Source organism: Rhodoferax sp. (assembly GCF_039922535.1).
In the GTDB taxonomy this organism is placed as follows: domain Bacteria; phylum Pseudomonadota; class Gammaproteobacteria; order Burkholderiales; family Burkholderiaceae_C; genus Rhodoferax_B.
Map to the genome: position 1 here is coordinate 1 of NZ_JBDTEM010000263.1, position 11991 is coordinate 11991.

Annotated in this window: 11 protein-coding genes and 1 pseudogene; 2 read left to right on the forward strand and 10 right to left on the reverse strand. The window is 64.1% G+C overall.

The features are described from left to right. Window positions 1-177: 177 nt before the first annotated feature. The 5 genes and pseudogenes from ABI213_RS12065 to ABI213_RS12085 form a co-directional block, all read right to left on the reverse strand. Entirely contained in the window at window positions 178-678 is a 501-nt protein-coding gene (locus ABI213_RS12065) for an Lrp/AsnC family transcriptional regulator (RefSeq protein ID WP_348007638.1), read from the reverse strand. A 12-nt stretch (window positions 679-690) separates the two neighbouring features. Next, window positions 691-2052, reverse strand: a complete 1362-nt coding sequence (locus ABI213_RS12070) for an aspartate aminotransferase family protein (protein ID WP_348007639.1) — start codon at window positions 2050-2052, stop codon at window positions 691-693. Then, window positions 2049-3152: pseudogene (locus ABI213_RS12075) on the reverse strand (phosphotransferase). The gene ABI213_RS12070 and the pseudogene ABI213_RS12075 overlap by 4 nt, the downstream one beginning before the upstream one ends. After that, window positions 3152-3817: a haloacid dehalogenase type II gene (locus ABI213_RS12080; RefSeq protein WP_348007640.1), complete on the reverse strand. Its 666-nt coding sequence runs from the start codon at window positions 3815-3817 to the stop codon at window positions 3152-3154. The pseudogene ABI213_RS12075 and the gene ABI213_RS12080 overlap by 1 nt, the downstream one beginning before the upstream one ends. A gap of 175 nt (window positions 3818-3992) precedes the next feature. Further along, a complete protein-coding gene (locus ABI213_RS12085) occupies window positions 3993-5258 on the reverse strand; it encodes a M20 aminoacylase family protein (RefSeq protein WP_348007641.1) in 1266 nt (421 codons plus the stop codon). A 417-nt stretch (window positions 5259-5675) separates the two neighbouring features. Here ABI213_RS12085 and ABI213_RS12090 point away from each other — a divergent pair, with 417 nt between their 5' ends. Together ABI213_RS12090 and eutC are read left to right on the forward strand one after the other, a co-directional pair. Then, window positions 5676-7067, forward strand: coding sequence for an ethanolamine ammonia-lyase subunit EutB (locus ABI213_RS12090; protein WP_348027260.1), 1392 nt, complete (start codon window positions 5676-5678; stop codon window positions 7065-7067). Window positions 7068-7077: 10 nt separating this feature from the next. After that, the gene (gene eutC / locus ABI213_RS12095) at window positions 7078-7875 is read left to right on the forward strand and encodes an ethanolamine ammonia-lyase subunit EutC (RefSeq protein WP_348007643.1); all 798 of its coding nucleotides are present in this window, start codon (window positions 7078-7080) and stop codon (window positions 7873-7875) included. Between the two features lie 176 nt (window positions 7876-8051). Here the strand turns inward: eutC and ABI213_RS12100 are convergent, their stop codons facing one another. The 5 genes from ABI213_RS12100 to ABI213_RS12120 form a co-directional block, all read right to left on the reverse strand. Then, a complete protein-coding gene (locus ABI213_RS12100; protein WP_348007644.1) occupies window positions 8052-8945 on the reverse strand; it encodes a F0F1 ATP synthase subunit gamma in 894 nt (297 codons plus the stop codon). After that, window positions 8942-10525 carry an alternate F1F0 ATPase, F1 subunit alpha gene (locus ABI213_RS12105; RefSeq protein ID WP_348027262.1) on the reverse strand — a complete coding sequence of 528 codons (1584 nt, stop codon included), beginning with the start codon at window positions 10523-10525 and terminating at the stop codon, window positions 8942-8944. Before ABI213_RS12105 ends, ABI213_RS12100 begins: the two co-directional genes overlap by 4 nt. Beyond that, a complete protein-coding gene (locus ABI213_RS12110) occupies window positions 10522-11349 on the reverse strand; it encodes a F0F1 ATP synthase subunit B (RefSeq protein WP_348027264.1) in 828 nt (275 codons plus the stop codon). The genes ABI213_RS12105 and ABI213_RS12110 overlap by 4 nt, the downstream gene beginning before the upstream one ends. Before the next feature lie 3 nt (window positions 11350-11352). Beyond that, the gene (locus ABI213_RS12115) at window positions 11353-11634 is read right to left on the reverse strand and encodes a F0F1 ATP synthase subunit C (protein ID WP_348027266.1); all 282 of its coding nucleotides are present in this window, start codon (window positions 11632-11634) and stop codon (window positions 11353-11355) included. After that, on the reverse strand, window positions 11627-11991 hold a 365-nt coding region (locus ABI213_RS12120; protein ID WP_348027268.1), incomplete at its 5' end, for a F0F1 ATP synthase subunit A. The genes ABI213_RS12115 and ABI213_RS12120, both read right to left, overlap by 8 nt.

An 11991-nucleotide genomic window follows, 5' to 3' on the forward strand; every position in this document is an offset into this window, starting at 1 on the left:
GCGTGACCGAGCGGCGTCGCCTGGGCGGCCTGCGGTCAGCCCATCTGAAAGATGCCTTCTACCCACAAAATACTATTAAAAACATAGCGCCTAGCGCATATTGAATATGCGCTGGAGGCCTATTTCATTTAAATTTTTCGGTGGCCCGTCCTTCTCGCGGCCTGAGTCCCACGGCCCTCACTCCCAGCGTTTCTGGGTCGCGATGATGCCCAGCGGATACTCGCGCCGGTCTAGCGGCTGGCGCAAGACGATCCGGCTGGCAAAGCGTTCGATGCCGATATCGTCTTCCAGCATCTTTTCCATCAGCGCCTGAAAATAGCCGACGCCGGGCGCGACGATTTTCAGCAGGTAGTCGTAGCCACCGCTGACGTTGTAGCAATCGACGATCTCCTTGTACCTACCGGCGCCTTCCTCGAACTTGCGGAAATCATGCGGTCGGTGGCTGCTGATGGTGACCTCCGAGAACACGATAACGTAGTTGCCCAGCTTTTCCAAAGCGATATCGGCGCTGTAGCCGCGGATCAGCCCCATCTCCTGCAGCCGCTTGGTGCGCAAAAGACAGGGGCTGGGGCTGAGGCCCACCGACTCAGCCAGGTCGACATTCGAGCAGCGCCCGTCGCGCTGCAGATGCACAAGGATCTTGAAGTCGAACCGGTCGAGCGAAACTGCGGGTTTCATGGGCCGTTCTTGCTATCGGGTCAACACCTGCGACTTGTGCAGCGCCTCGGTGAGCGATGCGTCCAGCGCTTCGATGACCATCCCGGCCTGCTCCGCCGACAGCACCAGCGGCGGGCGGATCTTCAGCACGTTGTGCCCCTGCGCGCAGGCACTGAGCAGCACGCCTTTGTCGCGCATCAGGTTGACCACCTGGCTGGTGAGGCTGCGGTCGGGCGCCCGCGTCGTCCGGTCCGACACGAGCTCTACGCCGACGAACAACCCCGCCCCCCGCACGTTTCCAATGGCCTCGTGCTTAGTGGCCAGCCCGGCGATGCCATCGAGCAACACCTTGCCAACGTTGGCGGCATGCGGCATCAGCTTTTCTCGTTCGATGGTCTCCAGCACCGCCAAGGCCGCTGCGCACGAAACCGTGTTGCCGGCGAAGGTGTTGAAGTAGCGCGAGTACGCGCCAAACTCTGCCAGCGCATCGGCGGTCGCGAGCAGGCCGGCGATCGGTTGGCCATTGCCCATCGGTTTGCCCAGGGTCACGATGTCGGGAACGAGGCCGTGGCGCTGGAAACCCCACATGTGCTCACCGGTGCGGCCAAAACCGGGCTGCACCTCGTCGGCAATGAACAGGCCGCCCGCGCGCTGGATCGCCTCGACCGCGCCCTTCAGAAAGCCTGCAGGCTCCGGCAGGATGCCGTCGCTGGTAAAGAGCGAGTCGACGATCAAGGCCGCCGGCTTGATACCGTGGCGCCGCAGGTCGGCGATGGCCGCCTCAACGTCGCGCGTGAAGCGCTCACCCAGGTCAGCGCCTCCCGCATCGTAGAGGCGCGGCGCCGGCACCAGGCGCACGTGCGGGCCGAGGTCCACGGTCGCGCCCAGCGATGGTGAAAACTGCGACACGGCATCGGTAATGCCGTGGTAGGCCGTGTCGGTAACGATCATGCCCGTGCCGCCGGTGCGCACCTTGGCAATCCGGTAGGCCAGGTCGTTGGCCTCGCTGCCGGTGCAGGTCAGCATCAGGTGGGCCAGGTCCGTGCCGGGCACGCTGGCGAGCAGGCGCTCGGCCAGTTCGAGGATAGTGTCGTGGAGGTAGCGCGTATTGGTGGCGAGCGTCTGCACCTGGCGGCAAATCGCCTCGGTCACCGCAGGGTGGCAGTGGCCGAGCGAGGTGCCGTTGTTGTAGACGTCGAGGTAGCGGCGGCCTTCCGGGTCGATCAGCCACACGCCTTCACCGCGCACGATGTGCAGCGGGTGTTCGTACATCAGCCGGTAGGCCGGGCCGAGCAGCGCATTACGCCGCGCAATCATCGCCTCGGTCACAGGGCCGACGTTGGCCCGGCCGGGGATGTAGGCATTCACCATGTTGAAGTCAGCGGTGGTTTTCATGAGGGGGTTCCGTTTCGTGTGGGGTTCAATAAGCGGTCGCGCGCGTCGTGGCGGGGGACGTCGGCCATCTGCTCCAGCGCCTCCCAGGCTGCGGGGTTGTGGCGCATGATGTAAGCGCGGTTTTCGGGATAGCGCAGAGCGCGCCACTCCGAGATCAAGGCCGTGACCAGGTGGCGCGTCGCCATGAGGTCGGCGACGATGTCCTGCTCCGGCTCGGTCAATGGCAAGACTGACTGGTAGGCAGCGACAAACTGCGCCGCACCCTCGAAGGGGTCGGCGTTGCCGGTCATGTGGAAGGCGGCAGCCGTGGCCACCTCGCCGACCAAGGGTGCAAGGAGCATGTCGCCTAAGTCGATGATGCCGGTGATGCGCGTCGGCGCGTCGGGTGCGACCAGGACGTTGTAGAGGTGGTAGTCGTTGTGGATCACCTGCGCCCGCAACGACGCCAGGCGCGGCAGCACATGCGCGGTGAAGCGCTGCATAAACAACTGGGCCAGTACACGGCGTAGACCCTCTGGCAGGCTGTCGAGCTGAACGGTCAGCCGGTGCGCGGCGGACGCGTTCCAAAGCAGATCGTGCGCGGCCGCCGGGTGCGTGAAGCCTTGCAGGGCCAGGTTCAACTCGGCCAGACCCTTGCCCATGGCCACGCGCTGCGCAGCCGTGCGGGGGGTGTCCCGTATCTGAATGCCTTCGAGTTAGGTGAGCATGCGCACCGTGGTGGGGGTGCCGTCGGCAAGCGCCACGCCACTGTGCGTGCGGCCGTCCAGCGTCCGCACCACGCGGGGCACGGGCTGGTTGGGCGATGTGTGCGCGATGTGCTCCAGGGCAGCGATCTGGAAGTCGACCAGCGACACCGGCTCGGAGGGGTTGCTGATCTTGAACACGTAGCGTGTGCCGTCGGCCGCCACCACGGCGCAATTTTGGTCGCGCTCACTGGCCAAGGGCTTCACGCTGCCGTGAATGCCGTAGAGCTGCGCCACCTGCGCCTGCACTTCGGCGGGCGCCAGGTCCGGCACGGCGGTGCTGAGCGCCGCGGCCTCGGCGGGATACCCATGCGGCACCACGTCCTGGGTCTTAGGGTGGGGGGTCGGGCCGGACATCAGAGTCCGAGCAGTGCAGGAAGCTGGCGAACGTCGGTCAAGCGGTTCACGCCGTATTCGCTTGACGTGGGCTCATGGCCCCGGTCAATGAAAGCCTTGGCCATGAAGCCCAGGTCAGATGCCGTCATCAAGTCATACCGGAAGCTCGACGAGACATGCAGCATCTGATCGGGCCCGCAGCCAAGCTGGTCGAACATGTATTCGAAAGCCTGCATGCGCGGCTTGTAGGCGCGCGCTTCCTCGGCGGTGTAGACCGCGTGGAAAGGGGCTTTGAGGTGCGCCACGCTGTGCGGGATCAGGTCCACCATCGAGTTCGACAGGATCACCAGGGGCACATGCGGCGCGATCGCCTCCAGCACTTCCACCACATTCGGGTGCGGTTGCCAGGTCGGCACTGCGGCGTACAAAGAGGCGGCATCCGATGCCCGACATTCGATGCCGTGCGCCTTGCAGGTACGCTGAATGGCGTTCTCCACCACGTCAAAAAAAGGCTTCCAGTCACCCAGCACCTCGTCCAGGCGATAGGCCCGGAAGCTGTCCAGGAAGGCCGGCATCCGGTCGGCCGGTACACGGTCCTTGAACAGGACTTTTGCCGTCGGGCCCATCTCGAAGTTGATGAGGGTGCCGTAGCAATCGAAACTGATGAATTTTGGTTTGAATACCATGGGTTAATCCGTTGCGTTGAGGTGGAATAAGTCTAGGTTGAGCCCCCTTACAGGAGATGCCATATCGCAGCGGAACCCAAGCAGTTTCTTTGTCAATCCGCAGGGGGTCTGGCATTTTTGGTGGTGCCGTTCTGCGGACCTTGAGCACACCACTTGGGGCAGTGCACCCCACGGCCTATGGCTTCAGCTCCGAGGGCGGATCGGCCGGATGTGCTGCAGGGGAAGCGGTCTGTGATTGGGGGGGTGTCGCCAGCGCGCGCTCTGCCACCTCGCAAAACCAACGCACGCCCAGCGGCAGCGCGTCGTCGTTAAAGTCGTAGCAGGGGTGGTGCAACGCGCGCTCGCCGTCCGGTCCGGGGTCGGCGCGGCCCTGGCCCAGCCACAGGTAGGCACCCGGGCATTGCTGCAACATAAAAGAGAAATCTTCCGAGGTGAACGCTGCCCGCGGTGCCACGCTGGCCTGCAGACCGATGGCGCTGGCGGCATCCAGCGCAAGGGCGGCTTCGGCTGCGGTGTTGATGGTGGCCGGGTAGTAGCGCAGATAGTTCAGTTCGGCCCGCACGCCGTTGGCAAGCGCCACGCCCTCGACGCAGGCGCGCAGCGCGGCTTCGATGCAGTCTTGCGTGGCGGGGTCGAAGCTGCGCACGGTGCCGGTGATGGACACCTCGGCCGGCAATACGTTGTGGCTGTGGCCACCCTCAATGCGCGTGACCGACAGCACCGCCGATTCGCTGGGGTCGATACGGCGCGAAACGATGGTATTGAGCTGCGTGACCAACAGGCTGGCGGCGAGGATGGCATCCGGCGTGTGCTGCGGCTGCGCCGCATGGCCGCCGCGGCCACGCAGCACGATATCGAAGCGGTCGGCCGCCGCCATGATGGGCCCAGGCCGGGTCTGCGCCTGGCCCAGCGGCAGGTCGGGCCAGTTGTGCAGCGCGTAGACGCTGTCGCAGGGGAAGCGCTCAAACAGGCCATCGTTCATCATCGCCCGCGCGCCGCCCTTGCCTTCTTCGGCAGGCTGGAAGATGAAATGCACCGTGCCGTCAAAGGGCCTCGTGCGAGCCAGTTGGCGGGCCGCACCGATCAGCATGCTGGTGTGGCCGTCATGGCCGCAGCCATGGTGCACGCCCTGGGTGCGGCTGGCATAAGCCGTTTGACCCAGCTCGACCATCGGCAGCGCATCCATGTCGGCACGCAGGCCTACGCTGCGCCCACCATTGCCGCAACGCAACGTGCCTACCACGCCGGTGCCCCCCAGGCCTTCGTGCACCTCCAGGCCCATCAACCGCAGGCTTTGCGCCACGATGCCAGCGGTGCGGCGCTCGGCGAAGGCCAGCTCGGGGTGGGCATGCAGGTCGCGGCGCAAGGCCACCAGTTCGGGCAGCAAATCGGCGACCGGTGCCGCCAGCGCAGCCAGCGTGTTGAAGGCCTCAAGACTCATGAAAACTCCTGGGAATGGAAGAAACATACCACTTGCCAGCTTACAAAGATCCCACCGCCGATGTGGCCGATTCACCGTCCAGCCCTGACAGCAAATGGCGTTTTAGGCGCGACACAGGCAGATTCTTTGGTGGATGTGTTGACGGCCTTAGCGGCGTCGCGCAGGTGCCTGTTCGGCAGGCACCGGCAGATGCCAATGGCGGTGCAGCGCTGCGCCAGAGCAACAGGGGGCAAGCTTTTGGCCCAACCCCGGCCCATCTAGCTTTAGGCATTAAATAGGCCTTTAGCGCAGATAGCACCTGCGCCAGCAGCTACATATTTCGTAGTATTTGATGCCGACCTGGTTGGCATCAAAGTTGCACAACTTTCACCGTGCACGCCTGCGTGCACCAAAGCCGTTCCATCCCCAAAGGTCCGCATGCCCCAGTTTGTCCACACGGTTGGTGCCCACACCTACCGCTTCCGCGATCTCCGTGACTTGCTCGCCAAGGCCACGCCCCTGCGCTCGGGCGACCTGTTGGCGGGCGTGGCGGCGGGCAATGCGCAGGAGCGGGTGGCCGCGCAAATGGCCCTGGCCGATTTGCCACTGGCGACCTTTTTGAACCTAGCGGTGGTGCCCTACGAGAGCGATGAAGTCACCCGCCTGATCCTCGACACGCACGATGCCGCCGCCTTCGCCCCCATCCGCCACCTGACCGTGGGCGACTTCCGCAACTGGCTGCTGAGCGACGCGGTGGACAGCGCCACGCTGGCCGTGGTGGCCCCCGGCATCACGCCCGAGATGGCAGCGGCGGTGAGCAAGATCATGCGCAACCAGGATTTGATACTGGTGGCCAAAAAGTGCCGCGTCATCACCGCCTTTCGCAACACCATCGGCCTGGAGCAGCGCCTGTCCACCCGCCTGCAGCCCAACCACCCCACCGACGACACCAGCGGCATCGCGGCCAGCGTGCTCGACGGCCTGCTGTACGGCAGCGGCGATGCGGTGATCGGCATCAACCCGGCCACTGACAACGTGCCCCAGGTCATCAAGATCGTGACCATGCTGGACGCCATCATCCAGCGCTACGAAATCCCCACCCAAAGCTGCGTGTTGACCCACGTGACCAACACCATTCAGGCGATTGAGCGCGGTGCGCCGGTAGACCTGGTGTTCCAGTCCATCGCCGGTACCGAGGCGGCGAACCGCAGCTTTGGCATCAACCTGGCGCTGCTGGCCGAATCGCGCAGCGCCGCCCTGTCGCTGCACCGCGGCACGGTGGGCGACAACGTGATGTACTTTGAAACCGGCCAGGGCAGCGCCCTGTCGGCCAACGCCCACCATGGCATGGACCAGCAAACCTGCGAGGCCCGCGCCTATGCCGTGGCCCGCGCCTTCAAGCCGCTGCTGGTCAACACCGTGGTCGGCTTCATCGGGCCCGAGTATTTGTTTGACGGCAAGCAAATCATCCGCGCCGGGCTGGAAGACCATTTCTGCGCCAAGCTGCTGGGCCTGCCCATAGGCTGCGACGTTTGCTACACCAACCACGCCGAAGCCGACCAGAACGACATGGACGTGCTGCTCACCCTGCTCGGCACGGCGGGCTGCAGCTTCGTGATGGGCATCCCCGGCTCGGACGACATCATGCTGAACTACCAGACCACCTCGTTCCACGACGCGCTGTACGTGCGCCGTCTGCTGGGCCTGCGCCCCGCGCCCGAGTTCGAGGCCTGGCTGCACCGCATGCAGATTTTTGAAGGTGACGGTGTGGCCCAACTCGGCGCGGCCCTGCCTGAACCATTTGCCCACGCTTTGTTAGCGATGGGCTAAGGAGCTCCCCATGAACGTGATTCCCAACCCCTGGCAGGCCCTGCGCAGCCTCACCGCCGCCCGCATCGCGCTGGGCCGCAGCGGCATCAGCCTGCCCACCGCGCCCCAGCTCGACTTCCAGCTCGACCACGCCCGTGCCCGCGATGCTGTGCATTTGCCACTCGACACCGCCAGCCTGGTGCAGGCACTGGGCGATGTTTTGCCCGGCCACCCCGATGCGCTGCAGCTGGCCAGCGCCGCGCCCGACCGCAGCACCTACCTGCAGCGCCCCGACCTGGGCCGCCGCTTGAACACCGCCTCGCACGACACGCTGGCCGCGCTGTACCAGCCGGTGTGCCCCTACGATCTGGCGCTGGTGGTGGTAGACGGCCTGTCGGCCCTGGCGATTGCCCAGAACGCCGCGCCCTTCATCCACGCCCTGCTGCAACGCCTGGGCACCGAAGACTGGTCGATTGCCCCCACCACCATCGTCACCCAGGGTCGCGTGGCGGTGGGCGACGAGGTGGGCCAACTGCTGGGCGCCAAAGCCGTGGTGGTGCTGGTGGGCGAACGCCCCGGCCTGAGCGCGCCCGACAGCATGGGCCTGTACCTCACCTGGGCTCCGCAGGTCGGCCTGACCGACGCGGCGCGCAACTGCATCTCCAATGTGCGCCCCGAAGGCCTGTCCTACTTCGATGCGGCCTACAAACTGCACATGCTGCTGCGCGAATCCCGCAAACGGCAGTTGTCCGGCGTGGACTTGAAGGACGAGACGGTGGAGGTGCTGGAAGAGGACACGAAGGTTGGGCGAAGATTTTTGCTGGCTTAGAACGTGTTCACGATCCTAGTGTGGTGTTGTGTGCTTGATGGAACAAATAAAACCGATGGATTTTGGGCCAGGATTAGGCGCAAACCACAGCCATAGCTCCGCTATGGCGCGGATTTGCAACGACATCAGGGGCAGAAAGACGCGGTTTTATGTTCCAGATAGCGCGCAACACCACACTAGCGGTGCACCTTGGCCGCCAGGGCCTCATACCCGGCCAACACATCGGACAGCTCCGCATCAATAGAACTCTGCCGTTGGCTGTGCAACTTGTTGCGCAGGCTGGTCAGCAGTTCTTCGATGTTCTTGTCGGCGCGCTCCATGGCCGCCAACCGGCTGGCGTTTTCACTGGCTAGTGATTCGGCACTGGCGCGGTACAGCGAGATAAAAAGATGCTCGCGTATGAGCAACTGCAGGGTCGAAACGCTTGGGCCCATAAGCTGGGGCCGCATGGGTGTCGGCCAGGTCTGCATGCGTAACTTGTCGCGCCAGGTTTTGTCCAGCGGCAGCAAGCGCTCGTCCACAGGTTCGTAGAGCGCACCCGAATGCGGGCGATTGTAGAAAATGTGGATATGCGGCAATGCGCGCTGGCTGGGATGTGTTTCAGTGTCGAACTGCAGCCGGTCCACCAGCTGCGCAATGGCCGCCACCGAGCTCGGTACCGGATAGGCGCTTTCAACGGCAATGCCGGCATCCTCCAGTCGCGCTGTCACCCGTTCGCCCACAGCCCAAAACACCTGGGGTCCTGGCAACTTTTGCAGGACGTTAAGCGCGTGTTCGACCACCAGCTCATTGAACTGGCCGACCAGCCCCTGGTCAGATCCAAAAACGATCGCACCCAAAGTACCTGTAGGGCGGGATGCAGGCCGTGGTATCGGCGCTGGAACATCGGCGAGTCGCATGCAGGCGGCCAGGCCCAGGTTCACGGTGTTGCGGTAGTCGGCCAGCGCCAGCACCGATTGCTCGTACTGGTGGATGCTGGATGCCGCCACGGCGCGCATGGTGCGCACAACAGACTGCAGGTCACTGGCACTGCCGATCTGGTGGCTCAGCGTGGCGATCGAATCGGTCACGCCGTGGTTTTCTCGACGGCATCCTCTGCCGTGTCTACAGGTGCCGGCGACTGTTTATCCAGGCCAGACAGTGCCCCCTTGGCGGCGTTGACGATGGTCTGCGTGTCGTCCTCGCTGAGTTTTCCGCCCTGCAGCAAACGCTCTGCAACAGCAGTGGGGATGCGGCTGGCGGCCAATCGCACGGCTGCCTCGGCCTGTGGCATACCCGACAGAGGTACGGTGTCGAACAAGCCTGCCGTCAACGCCTTCAGGATGGCAATCTGCTCGACCACCGAGACGGGATCGGATGCAGGCTGCTTCAGGCATGCACGAATGCGCTGACCATGGGTTATGGATTGTCGGCTGTCGGCATCCAGGCGGGCACCGAACTTGGAGAAGGTTTCGAGCTCTTCAAATTGCGCATAGGCCAGCTTCAAGTCGCCGGCCACGGCGCGGAAAGCGCCCAGCTGCGCTTTGCCGCCCACACGCGATACCGACTGGCCCACGTCCACGGCCGGCAGCACCCCCAGCTCGAACAAGGTGGGCGACAAATAGATCTGTCCGTCGGTGATCGAGATCAAGTTGGTCGGGATATAGGCCGACATGTCTTGGGCCTCGGTCTCGACGACGGGCAGCGCCGTCAGTGAGCCCCCGCCACGGGCGGCGTTGAGATGCGTGGAACGCTCCAACAGCCGTGAGTGGATGTAGAAAATATCTCCCGGAAACGCCTCTCGACCCGGTGGCCGACGCAAGAGCAGCGAGAGTTCGCGGTAGGCCCGCGCGTGCTGGGTCAGGTCGTCGTACACGATAAGTACGTCGCGCCCGGCTTCCATGAAGTGTTCGGCAATGCTGGTGGCGGCATAGGGGGCGATGTACGCCAAGCCAGGCGGCTGATTGCCTTCGGACACCACAACCACGGTGTATTCCAGCGCGCCGTGGGCGCGCAGCGTAGCCACGCATTTCGCCACGGCGGATGCGCGCTGGCCGATGGCACAGTAGACGCACAGCACGTTCTTGCCACGCTGGTTGAGAATGGTGTCTATGGCAATCGTGGTTTTTCCCGTCTGCCGATCACCCAGGATCAGCTCGCGCTGGCCGCGCCCTATCGGGATCAGGGCGTCAATCGCTTTCACGCCGGTCTGCAGTGGCACCGATACCGCAGCGCGCTCCATGATGGGCGTGGCCGGGCGCTCGATCGGCAGCCGCACACTGGCTGCCACCGGGCCTAGCCCATCCAGCGGCCGGCCCAGTGGGTCGATTACACGGCCCAGCAGAGCTTCGCCCACGGCCACGTCCATCACGCGACCGGTACGCTCTACCGGGTCGCCCGCCTTGAGGCGCCAGTAGTCGTCCAGCAACACCACGCCGACCTCGTCCTCGTCCACATTGAACGCAATGCCGTAGGTGTCACCGGGAAAGCGCAGCAGCTCATCGAAGCCTACGTTGGGCAGGCCGCTGACCTGGGCAACGCCGGTAGCCACGCTGCGGATGGAACCAAACTCTGCAGCGGCCAGCGCAGGCACGAACTGCCTGCAGGCATCGCCGATGGCGTTGAATATGGGGGCCAGCGTGACCAGGGGAGAGGTGTCGGCACTTGTCATGCGGCATCTGCTATGGGTGCTGGCATGCCGCCGTGGGCTTTGGGTGCTGCTGCCAGACTTGGGCTGACAGGTGGGTCCAACAACTCGGCCACGGTGCGCTGTAGTGCGTCGAGATACTGGTCGATGCTCCAGGCCAGTCTTTGGCCACCAACGACGAGTTCGATGCCGCACACCAGCTCGGGCGCGGTGACGAAATGCAGTGTGGCAGGCGTGCCCAGCCGGTTATTGACGGCAGCCTCTATGGCGGCGCGTTGTGGGTCGGGCACGTTGAAGGCGCTGCGTACCAGGGGCTGCGCTCCAGGCGCTGCGAGTTCGGCGACCAGCTTGCTGCGTTCGGTGTCGTCCAACTGATTTAGCCGCTGCACAAAGATATCTGTCACGCCGTCCTCCAGCTTGGCGGACGCCAGGTCTGCCAGTACACGGCGTGTGATGCCAAAGACCTCACGCTGGGTGCTTTCTGCCAGCGTGTGCTGCAGCACGGCCAACTCGCCGCGTAGCGCCTCACGCCGCTTGTGGCTCAGGGCATCTGCCGCCTGGCGAGCGCTGGCAAGCAGCTGATCGCGCTCGGCCTGCGCATCGTGCTGTGCTTTGTCCAGCAGAGCGGCGCGTTCTTTATCGAAGGCATCGCTCTTTTGTGCAAAAGTCCGGCGCTGCTCTTCTGCGCTGCGCCGCACTGCATCGGCATCGGCAAGCTGTTTGGCAATCAGACCTTCGCGGGCAGCGATGGCATCCAGCACAGGCTGGTAGAGAAAACGCTTCAGCAACCAGACAAGGATGGTGAAGTTGAGCGCCTGCGCCCCGACAGTAAACCAATCGATCAACATGGTTTACTTGCCTGCGGCATGGGCGATGGCGGCGTTCCAGAAGGGATTGGAAAATATCAAAATCATGGACACCACGAAGCAGTAGATTGCAGTGGATTCGATCATCGCCAAGCCTACGAACAAAGTGCGCGTGATGGTGGCCGAAGCATCCGGTTGCTGCGCCAATGCAGTCAGTGCGGTTGCCACGGCCCGGCCTTCGGCAAAAGCCGGGCCCATGCAGCCGAAGCCGGTGGTGAGTCCGGCAACCACGATGGATGCCACAGCGATAAGAGTCATGCTATCCATGGGAATAGTCCTTTTTTGGGGGTTCAACAAGGGTGGTTGGCGAAGCGGCATGGGCCTCGCCCGGATCGGTGGCTGCAGCTAGGTAGACGGCGGCCAGGATGCTGAAGATATAGGCCTGCACCATGCCTGTCAGCAGGCCGAGCGCCGTCATCACGATAGGGAACAGGAAGGGCGTGATGGTGAGCAAGATGGCGATGATCATGCCGCCGCTCATCATGTTGCCAAACAGGCGCACGGCCAGTGCCAGCGTGCGCGAAAGTTCGCTGATAAGGTTGAACGGCAGCATCATCGCCGTGGGTTCGAGGTAGGTCTTCAGGTAGCCGCGCAACCCTTGCGCGCGTACACCGTAGTACGGAA